Genomic DNA, 16,122 nt, shown 5'->3' on the forward strand with positions numbered 1-16,122 from the left:
GGCAACTTCGGGTCGAACCCACCGCGGCTCGGCGGCTGCACAGCCGAGCAGGCCCCGCCAGCGCCCACCGGCTCGCCGCCGGGCCCGCAGCGGAGCGGGCCCGGCGGTCGTGTCAGCTCGCCGCCGGCGCCGTGATCGCCCAGCGCTCGTGGTCGCGCCACGCGCCGTCGATGAACAGGTAGTCCGGGGAGAAGCCCTCCAACCGGAAACCCAGCTTGCGGGCCACCCGCCGGGACGGCTCGTTGCCGGGTTGGATGTTCGCCTCCAGCCGGTGCAGCCCGAGCGCGTCGAACGCGTGGCCGATGACCAGGGCGAGGCCCGCCGAGGCGTGCCCGGTGCCGCTGTACGGCTGGAACGCCGCGTATCCGAGGTAGCCGCCGCGCAGCGCGCCCAGCACGATCCCGCTGATGTTCACGTAGCCGGCGATGTCGCCGCCGGCCCGGTCACAGATCAGGTAGCCGGAGCTGTCCCGGCGGCGGATCCGGCGCAGGTACCGGTCGTACTCCTCCGGGCTGTCCGGCGCGACCAGCCACGGGTGGTGCAGGTCCCGGCTGCGGCGCGCGGCGGCGATGAACTCCTTCGAGTCGGTGGGCCGGGGTCGGCGGATCGCGGCGGGACCGCCGGTACGCAGGTATCTCACGGCGGACCACTCTGACCGATCCACCCGGGCGCTGTCCAACCGTCGGTCAGCGCACCGTGGGCTCGGTGCTCTCCCGGGGGAGCACGGTGTGCGGCGCGGTGATCACGGCGACCGCCGCGTCCGGCTGGTCGATCCGGGCGGTGAGCCGGGCCACGGCCTCCCGGGCGAGGAACCCGGTGTCGATGGAGACGGTGCTCAGCGTGGGCCGGGAGTAGCGCCCCTCCTCGATGTCTCCGATGCCCATCACCGCGACGTCGGTGGGGACACGCAGCCCGGCGTCGAAGGCCGCGCGCATCGCGCCGATGGCGAGGGGGTCGGAGTAGCAGAAGATGGCGTCCGGTCGGTCCGGCTGGGCGAGCAGGGCGCGGGCCGCACGGTAGCCGTCGGCCCGGCGGTGCCGCGACGCCGGCAGCAGGTGACCGGGTACTGCCGTCAGCCCGGCCCGGCGCAGCGCGCGGTGATGGCCGGCCGTGCGCGGCCTTGGCACGGCAACGGACTCCGTCGGGTACGCGCCGATCGCGGCGATCCGCCGGCGGCCGGCGCGCAGCAGGTGGGTGGTCGCGTCCTCGGCGGCCTGGGCGACGTCGACGCACACCTGGTCGCAGTGCCCGTCGCGGGTTTCGCCGCCGACCAGCACGACGGGACGCCCGGTGGCCGCCCACACCTCGACCAGTTCGGCCGGTGCGACGGGGCCGCTGACCAGCACGCCGTCCACCGGCATCGGACGGGCAGCGCTCAACGACGACCCCGGGCGCTCGTCGTCGGGCTCCACCTGTTCGATGATCACCCGGTAGCCCCGGCTCCCGGCCGCGCGGACGACCGCGCGCGCGAGGTCTGCCTGGCAGGGCGCCTCGGTGCCGGGCAGGACGAGGGCGAGCACGCCGGTGCGGCCGGTGCGCAGGGTCCGGGCGAAAGCGTTCGGCCGGTAGCTCAGCTGGGCGACGGCGGTCTCGACCCGCCGGCGCACCTCGGGGCTCACGTGGGGATAGCCGTTGATGACGTTGGAGACGGTCTTCACCGACACGTCAGCGAGCCGCGCCACGTCCTTGAGGGTGGAAGCCACGACCCGCCCTCCCCTGAACAAAAATCACACCACCAAAGCTGTTTCACTGGTGTACTTCCGACCCTCGCAGGCGATTTCACACCTGTCAAGGCGCTACGGTGGTGTAACTGGCAAGGAGGTGGTCGGTGGACGACGACGCTGGGGTGCCGGCCGCCGTACGGCTCGTCCGGGACTTCGTGAACACCCTCGAGCCGCAGATCGACGACGAGATGTTGACCAGCCCCGACCGGCTCCGCGACTGGTTCGTCGAGCGGGACCTGATGGCGGTGGACGCGCGCCTCGGGCCGGCGGACCTCGACGTGGCCGTGACGGTCCGGGAGGGCCTGCGCGCCGTGCTGCTCGGCCACGCCGGTCACCACGGCGACCCCACAGCGCTCGACCGGCTCAACCGGGCCCTGGCCGGTGTGCCCGTCACCCTGCGCTTCACCGACGACGGGCACCGCCTGGTCGCCGCCGGCAGCGCTCCCCTGGACCGGGCGCTTGCCGGGCTGGTCGACGCGATCCGCGTGTGCGGCGAGGATGGCACCTGGCCGAGGCTCAAGGTCTGCGCCCGCGACACCTGCCGCTGGGCCTACTACGACGCCTCCCGCAACCAGGCCCGCCGTTGGTGCTCGATGGCCGGCTGCGGCAACTACATCAAGATGAAGCGGGCGTACGCCGTCCGCACCGGCCGCACCCGCGCGGTCCGCGACGGCGGGAGCGGGTAGGGCTCGCGCCCCCGTACCGCGGCGGCCTTCTGGGCAACGTCGACCGTTCCGTCACAGCGGGCCGGGCTGGGTCTGCTCCAGCGGCATCGGGACCTGGAGGAAGGTGGTGCCGCGCATGTCCAGCCAGGCCCGGTCCGGTGCCCGAACCAGCCGCAGCATCACCGACTCACAGGACGGGCAGCGCGCGACCAGGCCCGGGGCGTGCGAGAACACGTGCAGGCTGGCCATCGGGCCGGTCATTCCGCAGTTCTCGCAGCGGCCCACAGCGGTGCTCAGGTCGACGGCGAACATCTCGCGCAGCGGGCCGTCGAGCATGTTGCCGTCCAGGTACGACATCTCGGTCATCGGGTCTCCTCGACGTTGCGTGGGGCGGGCGGGTGCGGTCAGCCGGTGGGGCCGAAGCGTTCGGTCTTCACCCGCCGCGACGGGTGGCCCAACCCCACCAGCAGGTCGGCCACGGTCTCCACGAACCCGGTCGGGCCGCAGACGTAGGTGAGTGGTTCCAGGTCCGGCGGCCAGCCGTGGGTGTTGACGTCGGCCAGCCCGATCCGGTGCGGCTCACCACGCCATCCCTCGGGCGCCTCGCGGGTGTACACGTACGCCACGTCCAGCCCGAAGTCGTCGCGGACCCGGCGGCGCAACTCGTCGCCGTAGATCACGTCGCCGGGCGTGCGCACCGAGTAGAGCAGCCGGAACGGCACCTTGCTGCCGGCCGCCCGGCGAGCCCGGATCATCGCCATCAGCGGCACGATGCCGGAGCCACCGCCGAGCAGCTGCACCGGCGCGGTCTCCTCCGGTCGCCAGATGAACCAGCCACCGAGCGGGCCGCGGACCTCCACCGGGTCGCCCGGGCCGTAGACGTCGATCAGGTACGGCGACACCTCGCCGTCCGGCACCCGCTGCACGGTCACCTCGATGCGCGGCCCGCCCGGACCATCCACGACGGGCCCGGCCACCGAGTACGACCGGGCAGCCTGGTAGCCGTCCGGGGCGGTCAGCCGCAGGTCGACATGCTGCCCGGGCAGGTGCCCCGGCCAGTCCGGCACCTCCAGCACCAGGGTGTGCGCGCTGGGCGTCTCCACCCGGCGCTCCACCAGCCGGCCGACCTGCCAGCGGATCGGAGCACGCGCCGGGGTGCCCGTCGCGACCGCGCGCTCAGTCACCCTGGTACCGCTGCTCGCGCCACGGGTCGCCGTAGTCGTGGTACCCGGCGGTCTCCCAGAACCCCGGCTTGTCCATCGTCTTGAGCCGGATGCCGCGCACCCACTTCGCGGACTTCCAGAAGTACAGGTGCGGCACCAGCAGCCGTGCCGGCCCGCCGTGCTCCGGAGCCAGCGGCGCGCCGTCGAAGGTGTGCGCCACCCAGGCCCGGCCGCCGCGCAGGTCGTCCAGCGGGAGGTTGGTGGTGTACCCGCCGTACGAGTGCGCGAGCGCGAAGTGCGCGCCGGTGTCCACGCCGTCGAGCAGGGTGTCCAGCGAGACGCCCTGCCAGGTGGTGCCGAGCTTGGACCAGTGGGTGACGCAGTGGATGTCCACCATCGGCGTCTCCTGCGGCAGCGCCATCAGCTCCTGCCACGACCACCGGTACTCGGTGCCGTTCTCGGCGGCGATGACGAACTCCCAGGTGTCCAGCGACACCCGGGGCGTCGGGCCGGCCGAGAGCACCGGGAAATCCTCGGTCAGGTACTGACCGGGCGGCAGGGCCGGCTCCTGTGTTCGGGGCCGACCCTGAAAGCCCGGTGACACGATTCCCATTACACAGTCGTACCACCCGCGCCGGCCGGGGCGGGGGCTTTCCCGCGTACCTCCTCGTCGCCCCGGCGCGGCGCGGTCAGCGCCGCTCCGCGACCACCTCGCGCTCCTCGGGCTGACCGCCCCGGGTGGCGCGCAGGCTGGTCAGCGTGACCACCACCAGCACCCCGATGATCACGCCGAGCGAGGCCAGGGTGGGGATCTGCGGCACGCTCTCCCAGATTCCGTGCGCCCAGTGCAGGCCCAGCTTGAGACCGATGAACGCCAGGATGATGGCCAGGCCGTAGCTGAGGTGCACCAGCCGGCTCAGCGCCGCGTGCAGGACGAAGTAGAGCGCCCGCAGACCGAGCAGCGCGAACGCGTTCGTGGCGAAGACCAGGTACGGGTCCTCGGTGATGCCGTAGACCGCCGGCACCGAGTCGACCGCGAAGACCACGTCGGTGGCCAGCACGGCGACCACCACCAGGGCGAACGGGGTCAGCGCCCGCTTCGCGCCCTGCCGGACTGTCATCCGGGTGCCGTGGTACTCGTCGACCACCGGCATGAACCTTTGCAGCAGCCGCACCGAACGCATCTTGTTGATGTCGACTTCCTGCTGGTGCCCGGAAAGGGCGTCACGGAGCAGCTTCACCGCGGTGGCGATGAGGATGATCGCGAAGAGCAGGAAGGCGAAATCGAGGGTCTGCAACGCCGCCGCACCGAGCGCGATGAAGATGGCCCGCAGCACCAGCGCGCCGGCGATGCCGTAGAGCAGCACCCGCTGGGCGAGCACCGCCGGCACCGCGAACGCCGCCAGCAGCAGCATGAAGACGAAGAGGTTGTCGACCGAGAGGGACTTCTCCACCAGATAGCCGGTGAGGTACTGCACGCCCAACTCGGAGCCGTAGCGGGCCCAGACCCAGCCGCCGAACGCCAGCGGCAGGGCGATGTAGAACGCCGACCAGCCGATCGCCTCCCGCATCGACACCTCGTGCGGGCGGCGGGTGACCAGGAAGTCCAGCACCAGCAACAGCAGCACGCCGGCGATGGTCAGCGCCCACAGCATGGGCGTGCCCACCGACGACAACTCACCGGCAGCGGACAGGTACGACACTTCGGTCATGGGGCCTCCTCGAACACCGTGTCATGTTCGAGGTCTCCTTCACCCACCAGAGATGGGCAACCACCCGAGGCGCGCCGGGCGCGCCGTACTGACCGGAATGGTTCGTGGGAAGTACTCCCCTCGCAGGACAAGGTTAGGCCAGGCTCAATCTCGACGCCAAGCGGGACGTCGATGGTTGCCCTGACCAACCGCTGGGTGCGACGTGGGCCTTGCGCGGTCAGCCGCGACGCAACGTCGCCCCCGGGGCCATCGCAGGCTCGACCAGCTGCCGGTAGTCGCGCGGCAGCTGGGTGACCACGTCGTCGAACTCCCCGCCGGTGATCGCCTCGCGCAGGGTGGTGAAAACCGCCCGGACGGCGTCCCGGGCGACCGGCTCCTCCACGTCGGCGCGCAGCGCCACCCGGGCGACGAACTCGGCCGCCCCGAACCGGTCCGCCTGCTCCGTGCGCGGGCTCGGCTTGAGCACCAGCTGCAGTGGTTTGGGCATCTGGGCGGCCAGATCCAGCACCTCCCCGCCGGTGAGCCGCTCGGCGAACGTCTCCAGCACGGCCCGGGTCAGCTCGACGGACCGCTCGGACGGCGCCCGGGTGCGTTGGGAAACCTGGTCGATGAAGGTGTCGTAGTTCATCACGTACTCCCTCGGGCTGGCGTCGGCGCCTGCGGGTACCCGCGGCGGCCGGGGAGAAACGGCAGGCGATTCGACCACCCGCCCGGGCGTGACCGGACGGCGAGCGGGTAACCGCCGCCCGTCGTGACCACATCGATGTCTTGAGGGAGCCCCTGCCATGGCGAGCTACGCCGACGTCCTGCAGTACCTGTCGAGCCTGGACTATCCGGCCGAGAAGGACGACGTGGTCCGCGAGGCCGAGCGGGAGGGTGCCCCGCCGGACGTGCTGAAGGCGTTGCGCGCCCTGCCTCCGGTGGACTACGCCAACGGCACCGAGGTGGCCCGATCGGCCGGCATCGACGCGGCCCCCGAGGTGGGCCCTTCGCAGCGGGCCGCGCAGGCCCGGGACAAGCACAACCGTGTCTCCCAGCACCTGCGTGGCATCTGATCCGCGGGCGGTGGCGGCCCGAGTCCCGACGCGCGGCCGGCACGGATGACTGGCAAGGGTCCGCTGTCCCGGGCCCCGATCGGGCACACCTCCGCCGCGGTCCAGCTCGCCCTGGTGGGGGTGGTGGGCATCGTCGCCGGCGGCGTCGTCGCCGTCATGTGGTCGCCGCAACTCGGCCCGCTGGTCGGCTGGGACGCGGCCGCGCTGAGCTGGCTGGGGCTGGTCTGGCACAAGCTCTGGCCGCTGGACGCCGCACAGACCTCGCGGGTCGCCTCGTACGAGGACCCCAACCGCGCCGTCCGTGATCTGGTGCTGCTGATCGCCTGCCTGGCCAGCCTGCTGGCGGTGGGGCTGGTCCTGGCCAGCGCCCACGCCGCGCCGCCCGGGCTGCACCGCGAGGTGTCCGGCGGGGTGGGCCTGCTCAGTGTGGTGCTCTCCTGGCTGGTGGTGCACACTGTGTTCGGCGCCCGGTACGCCCGGATCTACTACACCGGGCCGGACGGCGGGGTGAACTTCAATCAGCCCGACCCGCCGCGCTACTCCGACTTCGCCTACGTGGCGTTCACCATCGGGACGACGTTCCAGGTCTCCGACACGAACCTGACGAGCAACGAGATGCGTCGCACAGTGCTGCGGCACTCGATGGTGTCGTACCTGTTCGGCGCGTTCATCATCGCCGTCACGGTGAACCTGCTGGCGGGTCTGGCCCGCTGAGACGCCGGGACAGGCGGGCGCCCCGTGGCCACGAACCGCGACCGGGGGCGCCACGCAAACCTGCCCAGGCGGTGAAACGCGCCCGAACCGGACGCGATCACCAGGCGGTGGATGGGCGCCCGAACCGAGCGGCCAGCACTGCCGGGTACAACCATACGGCAGAACATCATCCGTACGGTCAGATTTTGCCGAACTGTGGGCCAGGGCACGTCCTGATCATCCGGTCAGCTCCGCGTACCGGTGCTCCAGGTCGACCCGCGCCAGCGCCCCCACCAGCCAGGCAAGGCGCTCCGACTCTCCGCTGCCGGCCAACCCGGCCAGGTCGTCGGCGGATCGGCCCAGGCCGAGCCGGCGGGCCGCGGCCAACGCCCGCCGGTCGGCCACCGGGGCGACCTCGCGCCACAGCGCCTGAGCCTCGCGCAGGAACAGGTCGACCACCTGGTCGTCCACGCCGGGCAGCTCGGCGAGGAGCTTGCGCTCCCGGGCGGGGTCGTGGTGCGCCAGCGCCCGCAACCGGCGCAGGTCACCCCGGTACCGCTCGACGACCGTGCGAGCCAGGTCGCCCAGCACGTCGGCCAACGCGTCCACGTCGCCACGCTGACCGGCGTCGCGCAGCACCCGCACCCGGTCCTGGTGCAGCGAGCGGGCCAACCGGGCGGCGCTGTCCCACCCCTCGTCGCGCAGCGCCCGCGCGCCGTCCAACGCCCGACGGAAGTCACCACGTCGCGCCAGCAGCACCGCGAGGTAGAGCACCTGGAACAGGCTCGCCGGGTTGTTGGTGACCCGGAAGCCGTACTGCTCGGCGAAGCCCCGTCCGCTGCCGGCGAGCCGCCGGGCCAGGCGCTTCCGGTCCTCCACGGGAGTGATCAATGTGGTCGCCATGCCGGCGACTACCCATGCCGACGTCGGTCACACGCTCACCGCGAGGGTGCGCCGCCGCGCGGGCCATGGCCTCAGCCGTGCAGGCCACCGGTGCGGTCGCGGGCCTTGAGCCGGGTGGTGGGCAGGGCGGGCGCCGGCAGCGGCGGTGCCGGATCGTCGGCGACGACGCCGAAACGTCGCCCGGCCATCCAGTCCTCCCGAGCCGCGGCGACCTCCTCGTGCGAACGGCCGACGAAGTTCCACCACATCACCAGCGGCTCGTCGAACGGCGTCCCGCCCAGCAGCAGCAACCGGGCCCCGGCCCCACCGCGCACGGTCAGCTCGCGGCGATTGGAGCCAAGGTAGAGCAGTGCGCCGGGTTCGAACCCGACACCGGCCGCCTCGGCGGAACCGGACATCGCCAGCAGCGCGTACTCGAAGTCGGGCCGCAGCGGCAGCGTGGTCGGCGCCGTGCCACTCAGCTCCAGCTGCGCGCCGACCAGCGGGGTGTGCACCACCGCCGGGGACCGCTCCCCGGCGAGCTCACCGACCAGCAGGGTGACGTCCAGATCGCCGTCGCGCCAGCGCGGCAGGTCCGCGTGGTGCGCGAAGTCCGCCGCTCCCGCCCGCGCCGGATCCGGCAGCGCCACCCAGAGCTGCACGCCGTGCATCACCGGCGGATGGGTGGCCGGCGACCGCTCGGAGTGCGCGATGCCGTGCCCGGAGGTCATCACGTTCAGCTGTCCGGGCCGGATCGGCTGGACGTTGCCGAGGCTGTCCCGGTGCAGAATCTCGCCGTCCAGCAACCAGGTCACCGTCTGCAGGCCGGTGTGCGGGTGCGGCGGCACCTCCATGCCGGGTCGCTGCGCCACGTCGTCCGGGCCGAAATGGTCGACGAAGCACCACGCGCCGACCATCCGACGGGGGCGCTGCGGCAGCAGGCGGCGGACGGTGGTGTATCGGCCCAGCGGCACGTCATGGCCCGGCAGCAGCACGCTGCCCGGATCGACGTCGGCCACGCCGGGTGGTCGGGTCTCCGCCAGCATCGATTCAGTACGCTCCACCGCCCGACTGTACGCTCGGCCCCACCCGCGGCCGCAGCGCTTCCCGCACCGGGCGACCTGGCTCACCGGGTGCTGGCACCCACCGTCACGCTGCTGACTCCCGCCACCAGGTCGAGATAGAGCCGGTCTGCCGACCGGTCCCACCCTGGCGTACCCACCAGCGCTCCGGCGGCCACCCCGACCCAGCGCTCGCCGCGCAGCACCACCGAGGCGGCGCCGGCTCCCGCACGGACCCGTACCGGCGGCTCGCCCGGCACCCGGACGTCGAGTTGACTGGTCCCGCCGGTCAACCGCACAGTCGTGGTGCCGCTCACCGCTGGCGGGAGCAGTTCGGTACGGGCCGACCCGCCGGCGAGCTCCAGCCCCAGCAACCGGGCCCGGGTCAGGTCCAGCACCTGGCTGCTCACGCCACCGACCAGCTGGAAACGCCAGCTGACCCGCTCGTTGAGCAACACCCGCACGGCTCTCGCCCCGGAGGCACCGGTCGTCACCACACCGAGCCGGACGGTCTCGCCCAGCACCGCCGGCCGGGCCGTCACGCCCGAGTCGGCCGGGCTGCTGATCCGGTAGAGGTCGTCACCCAGGTCGACCACCCGCAGCTCCAACAAGGACAACCCGTCCGCCAGCACGAAGGTGGCCCGCTGCCGCCCCGCCAACGGCGCGGTCACCGCCTGCCCGGCAGCCGCCGCGCCCTCGCCACCCGTCCCGCCGCCGGGCCTGTCGGGGTCGACCGCGCCGGTCTCAGGGTCGGCGTCCGATCGGGCACCGTCAGGTCGGCCCGCATCGGGGTGGACGCTGCCGGGGCGGACGTGGTCCGGCGGGGTGCCGTCCGGACGGGTGCGGTCGGGGCGGGTGCCGTCGGGTGCGCTGGAGTAGGACATGCCGAGGCGGTGCGGATCAGCAATGATCACGGCCACCGCGGTGGCGCCGAGGATCAGCACGACGGCCGCGGCGGCCAGCAGCACCCGAGTCCCGGTGGGCCAGCCCCGACCTGTGGCGACCTCACCCGTCGGCTCCGGCTCCGCCTCCGGTTCCGGCTGGTGATCCGTGCCGTTCCCCACTGCGGCCATGTACTCGTCCCTCCGCCGGTCCCCGCCGGTGAGTACGTACCCGCCCACCCTTCGGATCACTCAGCGCTGGTCCTGGACATGCCGCTGGCCGGCACCCCGGGTTGGGGTGCCGGCCAGCGGTCAGTGCTCAGTGCGCGGTGGGTCAGCTGTTCCAGTACTGGGCGACCAGGTCGGCGGCCTGCTGCTCCCACTGGGCGTAGGCATCCGGGTAGGCCGAGACCTGCACGGTCTGCGCGGCGTCGGTCAACGCCATGTCCTGCCACCCGTCAACCTGCTTGAGACCCTTGAGGAACGCGGTGGTCGAGTACTCGGGGTTGGTGATCTGCTCCGGGGTGCCCCAACCACTGGACGGGCGCTGCTGGAACAGGCCCAGCGAGTCATGGTCGTTCATGTCGCCGAGGTGGCCCAGGTTCTCCAGCTTCGACTCCTGCAGGCTCGTGGCGATCGAGATGACCGCGGCCCGCTCGGGCAGGCCGGCCTTCTTCGTCGCGGCGATGATCGCCTTCACGTTCGCGGTCTGCTCGTCGTTCAGGTCGATGTGCGACTGCGCGCCCTGGGTGCCGTGCGGGATCAGCTTGCCCATGTCGGGCTTGTCCGACTGCACCACAGCGACGGGCTTCGCGTCCACGGCCGGTGCGCCGTGGGCGACGGGGCCCGCGAAGACACCACCGACGAAGGCGAGACCAGCAACAGACAGCATGCTCTTACGAATGATCGTGTTCATGGGGGTCAGCTCCTTCAGGGGGTAGACACCCGCGCTCCGATCCGGGGGAACGGCGCAGGGGTGCGAGCACCTCGTCCGGCGCTTTCAACTACACGGGGAAAAGTCTTCAAGGTCGGCGGCCTACGGGCGGGGGCTCGTGGCGCCGGGACTGTGTGTAACGACCGCCGGGCCGGGGTCATTCCGGGGGTGGCCCATCCATCGGCACCCCTGTCATGCGGGTGCTGGTGCGGTCGGTGGTGCTGCGATCGTCAGGGTGTGTAACGACCCCCGGCCCGCCACGATTCCAGCCCACGGATGCGCCCGGTCACAGCCCAGAAACCCCCGATACCGGACATTCGACGTGGGGACCGCAGGCCGCCTCGGCTGGCTGGGGTTGATCGACTCGATATCGCCGATATCGGGCCATCCGCTCGCCTGGACACCCCGACATCGCCGACATCGAGTCGATCGCCGTGAACCAGGCGCGCCCCCGGGCGAGGTCAGCCAGCGAGGCGGGAGCGGACCTTCGCGGCGCATGAGTCCAACACCGAGGAAGCATCGAGACCCAGGCTCTCGATGGCGACCAGCGCCGTGAACGCGACGTCAGCCAGCTCCGCTGCCACGTCCTCGCGGGTGTGCGTGACGCCCTTGCGAGGATTCTGCCCGAGCAGACCGATCCAGGCCGCCGACGCCTCCCCCGCCTCCTCGGTGAGCTTGAGGATGCGACAGGTCAGTTCCGTCTGCCCGGTGCCGTTCGCCGCGTCCAACCAGCTGCGCGACGCCCGGGCCGCCTCCCAGATCGACTCGTTCACGGCGACCAGTCAACCCGACCCGCCCACCGGGCCGCACAGCCGGGCTGGGTCGGCGAGCGAGGTGACGCCGGCAGGACGCGGCCGGGACGAACGCCGGGACGGGTGGTGCCGGTGCGAGGACCGGCCGACGAGTGATGAACCGGACAGGGGCGGCGGGCCGTACTCCGGGGCGGCCGGTGGGTCACGCCGGCACAGTGGCGGCAACGATGCCGCCGATACGGAAGGGACGTGCCGGTCATGCCGGAGACCGTCGAGACGGTGTTCGCCAGTGTGGTTGCCCGCAATCCGGGCGAGCCGGAGTTCCACCAGGCCGTACGGGAGGTGCTGGAGAGCATCGGCCCGGCGCTGGCCCGGCACCCCGAGTACGCCGAGGCGCGGATCATCGAGCGGATCTGCGAGCCGGAACGACAGGTGATCTTCCGGGTGCCGTGGGAGGACGACCGTGGCCGGGTACAGGTCAACCGCGGCTTCCGGGTGGAGTTCAACAGCGCGCTCGGCCCGTTCAAGGGCGGGCTGCGCTTTCATCCGTCGGTCTACCTGGGCATCGTGAAGTTCCTCGGCTTCGAGCAGATCTTCAAGAACGCGTTGACCGGCCTGCCGATCGGCGGCGGCAAGGGTGGCGCGGACTTCGACCCCAAGGGGCGCTCGGAGCGTGAGGTGATGCGCTTCTGCCAGAGTTTCATGACGGAGCTGCACCGGCACATCGGCGCGCAGACCGACGTGCCGGCCGGGGACATCGGGGTGGGCAGCCGGGAGATCGGCTACCTGTTCGGCCAGTACAAGCGGATCACCAACCGCTACGAGTCCGGGGTGCTCACCGGCAAGGGGCTGGCGTACGGGGGTGCGCAGGCGCGCCGGGAGGCGACCGGGTACGGGGCGGTGTTCTTCGCCGAGGAGATGTTGCGGGAGAGCGGCGACAGCCTGGAGGGCAAGCGGGTGGTCGTTTCCGGCTCGGGCAACGTGGCGATCTACGCGATAGAGAAGGTGCACCAGCTCGGTGGGACGGTGGTGGCGTGCTCGGACTCCGACGGGTACCTGCTCGACGAGAAGGGCATCGACCTGGAGTTGCTGCGCGAGCTGAAGGAGGAGCGCCGCGGCCGGCTCGACGACTACCTGCGGCACGTGCCGCACGCGGTGGCCGTGGCCGACCGTACCGTCTGGGAGGTGCCCTGCGACCTGGCCCTGCCGTGCGCGACGCAGAACGAGATCGGTGGCGCGGAGGCCGCGGCGCTGGTGGCCGGCGGCTGCGTCGCGGTGGTCGAGGGGGCGAACATGCCGACGACCCCGGAGGCGGTGCGGATCCTCGGCCGGGCCGGCGTGCGATTCGCCCCGGGCAAGGCGGCCAACGCCGGCGGGGTGGCGGTGAGCGCGCTGGAGATGCAGCAGAACGCCAGCCGGGACTCGTGGACGTTCGTCCAGTCGGAGCAGCGGCTGCGGGAGACCATGCGGGACATCCACGCCCGCTGCTGGAGCACGGCCGAGGAGTACGGGCTGCCCGGCGACTACGTGGCCGGGGCGAACATCAACGGGTTCCGCCGGGTGGCCGAGGCGATGTTGGCGCACGGCCTGGTCTGAGCGGCAGGACAGTCGGGCCTGACCGGCCGGTCAGCGCAGCCATTGACTCTGGTCGACGGCGGCCCTAGGTTCAGGACGCTACCGGCCGGTAGGCAACCGTCCCGCCTGGTCGCCCGCGGGCGACATCCGTCCGATGAGGAGCATCGATGCTGTCCTCACCCGTTCGCACCCTCCGCCGCCTGCTCGCCGCCACCGCGACGCTGACCCTGGCGGTCGGTCTGGCCGGCGCCGCGCCAGCCACCGCCACCGCCGACCGCGACCCGGGTGGCAGCCAGCCGCTGCCCGGCTACACCATCGAGAACCCGCCGCTGGCGCCGCTCGTCGTGGCCGGCAGAACGACGACGGTACGTCAGGGCGTGCACCGCCACGCCGGGTACATCATCGAGGTCCCCGCCCGGTGGAACGGTGACCTGGTGCTGTGGGCCCACGGCTATCGTGGCCAGGGCACGGTGCTCTCGCCGGAGCCGCCCGGCTTCGGCCTGCGCCAGCGACTGCTGGAGCAGGGGTACGCCTGGGCGTCGTCCTCGTACGACCGCAACGGCTTCAACATCCGTTCGGGCGTGCTGGGCACCAAGGACCTCGCCGACCACTTCGGACGGACGGTCCGCCGGCCGCACCGCACCTACCTCGCCGGGGTGTCGATGGGCGGATACGTCATCGGCCGCTCGCTGGAGCAGTACCCCGGCTACTACGACGGAGCGCTGCCCATGTGCGGCGTGCTCGGCGACCAGACGCTGCTCGACTTCTACCTCGACTACAACCTGGTCGCGCAGTCTCTCGCCGGGGTGCCGGCCTATCCCACGCCGGCCGACTACCTGACCAACGCGGTGCCCCGCATCCAGGTGGCTCTCGGCCTGGCCGGGCTCACCCCCACCGGGCCGGACACCACCACCGACCGGGGCAAGCAGTTGCGGGCGATCACGGTGAACCGGTCCGGCGGGCAGCGCCCCGGCGCCGACGCCGCATTCGCGGTCTGGAAGGACTTCCTCTTCTCGATCAGCGTCACCAGTGGCGGCGACTCCCCCGCCCAGCGGCCCGGTCAGCTCTCCACCAACCTGCTCACCCGCTACACCCCGAACAGCCCGGTCAACGTCAACGCGACCGTCCGGCGGGTCGTCCCGGAGAACATCTGGCAGCGACTCCTGCCGACGCTGACCGAGGTGCCCCACATCGCCGGCCGCCCCACCGCGCCGGTGCTCACCCTGCACGGCCTCGGTGACCTGTTCGTGCCGTTCAGCATGGAGCAGGCGTACGCCACCGACGTGGCACGGCACGGACGCAGCCGGCTGGTGGTGCAGCGGGCCATCCGGGCCACGCAGCACTGCGAGTTCACCCCGGCCGAGGCCGGCGCCGCCTGGGACGACCTGGTGTCCTGGGTACGCACCGGTGCCCGCCCCGCCGGCGACACGGTTTCCGACCCGACGGTGGTCGCCCGTCCCGACTACGGCTGCCGGTTCAGCGATCGGGCCGCGTACGCCGCCGGGGTCGGCACCCGGCGCCTCTACGCCGCCTGCTGAGGTACACGACGACGCCGGCCGGCCCCCTGTTCGGGAGCCGGCCGGCGTGGTGTGCGCGGGTGTCACCAGAGCTGCTGGACGATGTCCGCCGCCTGCTCCTCCCACTGCGCGTACGCGTACGGGAAGGCGGAGACCTGGACGGTCTGCGCCGCGGCGGTCAGCGGCAGGTCCTGCCAGCCGCCCACGTTCTTCAGCGCGCTGAAGAACGCCGTGGCGGAGTACTCCGGGTCGGTGATCTGCTCGGGCGTACCCCAACCGGACGACGGGCGCTGCTGGAACAGGCCCTGCGAATCGTGGTCGTTGTACGCGCCGAGGTGGCCGAGGTTGTACAGCTTCGACTCCTGCAAGGAGGTGGCGACGCCGATCACCGCGCCCCGGTCGCCGACGCCGGTCTTCTTGGCCGCGTCGACGATGGCCCGGGCGTTGGCCAGCTGCGCGTCGTCGAGCGGGATGCGCGACTGGGCGCCTTCGATGCCGTGCGGAATGAGCTGCTCGCGGCTCGGCTTGCCAGCCGGCGGCTTGCCGGTGGCGGACCCGGTGGTCAGCCCCGACTCGACGGGCTGGTCCTCCTGGCGGGCCGCGGTGGCGGCCTTGCCGGTGGCGAGGTCGATGGCGGCGACGGCGCCCTGGTGCGGCCCGGAGGTGACCGGGGCGGCGGCCGCTGTCGGCGCGAGTGCCAGGCCACCGAGGGCGGCCACACCCACAACGCTCAGCGCGGTCTTGCGGTACGAGTCCTTAGCGATGGCGGGGAGCCATCGAGTGAAGTCGACCTTCACGATGGTTGCCCTTTCGATCGTGCGGAGCGCTCCGGGGTGAACACTCCTCGGGAGATGACCGCGGAAAGGGTTTGGGCTCCGGCGGTACGGGGGACACAACCAGCTTCACCTGTCGGGCATTCCGGAAATGCCCCGGCCTCGGCGAGGTGCGGTCCCGGTCACCCGCGGAATCGGACAGATCGCCTACTAACCCGACAGCGGTGACAGAGGGTGATCTTTCGCGGCCGTGCGCCACACCGTCCGGAAAGGAGCCGTCATGGCCCACGCCCAGAGCGATGCCTATCTGCTGCGCCCGGTCGGCCGGGTCTCGTCAACCTTGACCGATGCGGCGAGTGCGCCCAGACAGGGCGACGAGGGCGCACCGGACGCCTGGCTGGTCTTCGACCCGCAGGTGGAGCGGGCGCTGGGCGACGTACAGGTCGGCGCTGAGCTGCTGGTGCTGACCTGGCTGGACCGGGCCCGACGGGACATCCTCAGCGTGCACCCGCGCGGGGACGAGACACGGCCGGAGACCGGAGTCTTCAGCACCCGCTCCCCACACCGGCCCAACCCGATCGGGCTGCACCGCGTACGGGTGCTGGCGGTGGACGGGCTGCGCGTCCGGGTGGCCGATCTGGAGGCGCTGGACGGCACGCCCGTGCTCGACGTCAAGCCGGTGCTGGGCGCGGCCGACGAGCGTTGACTCGCCGGCCCCGCCCCGGCCAGCCGACC

Annotated in this window: 19 protein-coding genes; 6 read left to right on the plus strand and 13 right to left on the minus strand. The window is 72.2% G+C overall.

The features are described from left to right. Positions 1 to 112: 112 nt before the first annotated feature. Positions 113 to 640: a GNAT family N-acetyltransferase gene (locus tag GA0070607_RS30135; protein ID WP_231930524.1), complete on the minus strand. Its 528-nt coding sequence runs from the start codon at positions 638 to 640 to the stop codon at positions 113 to 115. A 46-nt stretch (positions 641 to 686) separates the two neighbouring features. Next, on the minus strand, positions 687 to 1,703 hold the full coding sequence (locus GA0070607_RS30140; RefSeq protein ID WP_089021229.1) for a LacI family DNA-binding transcriptional regulator: 1,017 nt from the start codon (positions 1,701 to 1,703) through the stop codon (positions 687 to 689). 125 nt (positions 1,704 to 1,828) lie between these two features. On the opposite strand from GA0070607_RS30140, the gene GA0070607_RS30145 reads away from it, so the two are divergent. Continuing rightward, on the plus strand, positions 1,829 to 2,410 hold the full coding sequence (locus GA0070607_RS30145; protein ID WP_089021230.1) for a CGNR zinc finger domain-containing protein: 582 nt from the start codon (positions 1,829 to 1,831) through the stop codon (positions 2,408 to 2,410). Between the two features lie 51 nt (positions 2,411 to 2,461). Here GA0070607_RS30145 and GA0070607_RS30150 read toward each other — a convergent pair whose 3' ends face one another. From GA0070607_RS30150 to GA0070607_RS30170, 5 genes are all read right to left on the minus strand, one after another. Further along, entirely contained in the window at positions 2,462 to 2,755 is a 294-nt protein-coding gene (locus tag GA0070607_RS30150; RefSeq protein WP_089021231.1) for a DUF6510 family protein, read from the minus strand. Between the two features lie 38 nt (positions 2,756 to 2,793). Further along, a complete protein-coding gene (locus tag GA0070607_RS30155; RefSeq protein WP_089021232.1) occupies positions 2,794 to 3,573 on the minus strand; it encodes a ferredoxin reductase in 780 nt (259 codons plus the stop codon). Continuing rightward, on the minus strand, positions 3,566 to 4,165 hold the full coding sequence (locus GA0070607_RS30160; RefSeq protein WP_089021233.1) for a sulfite oxidase-like oxidoreductase: 600 nt from the start codon (positions 4,163 to 4,165) through the stop codon (positions 3,566 to 3,568). The genes GA0070607_RS30155 and GA0070607_RS30160 overlap by 8 nt, the downstream gene beginning before the upstream one ends. 76 nt (positions 4,166 to 4,241) lie before the next feature. After that, positions 4,242 to 5,264, minus strand: coding sequence for a TerC/Alx family metal homeostasis membrane protein (locus GA0070607_RS30165; protein ID WP_089021234.1), 1,023 nt, complete (start codon positions 5,262 to 5,264; stop codon positions 4,242 to 4,244). Between the two features lie 217 nt (positions 5,265 to 5,481). Then, entirely contained in the window at positions 5,482 to 5,892 is a 411-nt protein-coding gene (locus tag GA0070607_RS30170) for a DUF2267 domain-containing protein (RefSeq protein ID WP_089021235.1), read from the minus strand. Positions 5,893 to 6,049: 157 nt separating this feature from the next. On the opposite strand from GA0070607_RS30170, the gene GA0070607_RS30175 reads away from it, so the two are divergent. Both GA0070607_RS30175 and GA0070607_RS30180 read left to right on the plus strand, forming a co-directional pair. Further along, a complete protein-coding gene (locus GA0070607_RS30175; RefSeq protein ID WP_089021236.1) occupies positions 6,050 to 6,319 on the plus strand; it encodes a DUF2795 domain-containing protein in 270 nt (89 codons plus the stop codon). A 45-nt stretch (positions 6,320 to 6,364) separates the two neighbouring features. Further along, positions 6,365 to 7,033 carry a DUF1345 domain-containing protein gene (locus GA0070607_RS30180; protein ID WP_197701190.1) on the plus strand — a complete coding sequence of 223 codons (669 nt, stop codon included), beginning with the start codon at positions 6,365 to 6,367 and terminating at the stop codon, positions 7,031 to 7,033. Positions 7,034 to 7,249: 216 nt separating this feature from the next. On the opposite strand, the gene GA0070607_RS30185 is transcribed toward GA0070607_RS30180, so the two are convergent. The 5 genes from GA0070607_RS30185 to GA0070607_RS30205 all read right to left on the minus strand — a co-directional run bounded on the left by GA0070607_RS30185 (position 7,250) and on the right by GA0070607_RS30205 (position 11,543). Then, complete coding sequence (locus tag GA0070607_RS30185; RefSeq protein WP_089021237.1) at positions 7,250 to 7,915, minus strand: hypothetical protein; 666 nt, start codon at positions 7,913 to 7,915, stop codon at positions 7,250 to 7,252. Positions 7,916 to 7,986: 71 nt separating this feature from the next. Beyond that, entirely contained in the window at positions 7,987 to 8,958 is a 972-nt protein-coding gene (locus GA0070607_RS30190) for a pirin family protein (protein WP_089021238.1), read from the minus strand. A 62-nt stretch (positions 8,959 to 9,020) separates the two neighbouring features. Then, on the minus strand, positions 9,021 to 10,028 hold the full coding sequence (locus GA0070607_RS30195; protein WP_157743315.1) for a hypothetical protein: 1,008 nt from the start codon (positions 10,026 to 10,028) through the stop codon (positions 9,021 to 9,023). Positions 10,029 to 10,170: 142 nt separating this feature from the next. Continuing rightward, positions 10,171 to 10,752 carry a hypothetical protein gene (locus tag GA0070607_RS30200; RefSeq protein WP_089021240.1) on the minus strand — a complete coding sequence of 194 codons (582 nt, stop codon included), beginning with the start codon at positions 10,750 to 10,752 and terminating at the stop codon, positions 10,171 to 10,173. A gap of 479 nt (positions 10,753 to 11,231) precedes the next feature. After that, positions 11,232 to 11,543 (minus strand): MazG-like family protein, encoded by a 312-nt coding sequence (locus GA0070607_RS30205; RefSeq protein ID WP_089021241.1) that lies wholly within the window; start codon positions 11,541 to 11,543, stop codon positions 11,232 to 11,234. Between the two features lie 237 nt (positions 11,544 to 11,780). On the opposite strand from GA0070607_RS30205, the gene gdhA reads away from it, so the two are divergent. Together gdhA and GA0070607_RS30215 are read left to right on the plus strand one after the other, a co-directional pair. After that, positions 11,781 to 13,118 carry an NADP-specific glutamate dehydrogenase gene (gene gdhA, locus GA0070607_RS30210; protein ID WP_089022196.1) on the plus strand — a complete coding sequence of 446 codons (1,338 nt, stop codon included), beginning with the start codon at positions 11,781 to 11,783 and terminating at the stop codon, positions 13,116 to 13,118. Between the two features lie 146 nt (positions 13,119 to 13,264). Next, complete coding sequence (locus GA0070607_RS30215) at positions 13,265 to 14,635, plus strand: aldehyde dehydrogenase family protein (RefSeq protein ID WP_089021242.1); 1,371 nt, start codon at positions 13,265 to 13,267, stop codon at positions 14,633 to 14,635. Positions 14,636 to 14,697: 62 nt separating this feature from the next. Here GA0070607_RS30215 and GA0070607_RS30220 read toward each other — a convergent pair whose 3' ends face one another. Continuing rightward, entirely contained in the window at positions 14,698 to 15,411 is a 714-nt protein-coding gene (locus tag GA0070607_RS30220) for a hypothetical protein (RefSeq protein WP_089021243.1), read from the minus strand. A 256-nt stretch (positions 15,412 to 15,667) separates the two neighbouring features. On the opposite strand from GA0070607_RS30220, the gene tsaA reads away from it, so the two are divergent. Then, positions 15,668 to 16,093, plus strand: a complete 426-nt coding sequence (tsaA, locus tag GA0070607_RS30225; protein ID WP_089021244.1) for a tRNA (N6-threonylcarbamoyladenosine(37)-N6)-methyltransferase TrmO — start codon at positions 15,668 to 15,670, stop codon at positions 16,091 to 16,093. Positions 16,094 to 16,122: the final 29 nt, after the last annotated feature.

This window comes from Micromonospora coriariae, from assembly GCF_900091455.1.
GTDB classification, from domain to species: domain Bacteria; phylum Actinomycetota; class Actinomycetes; order Mycobacteriales; family Micromonosporaceae; genus Micromonospora; species Micromonospora coriariae.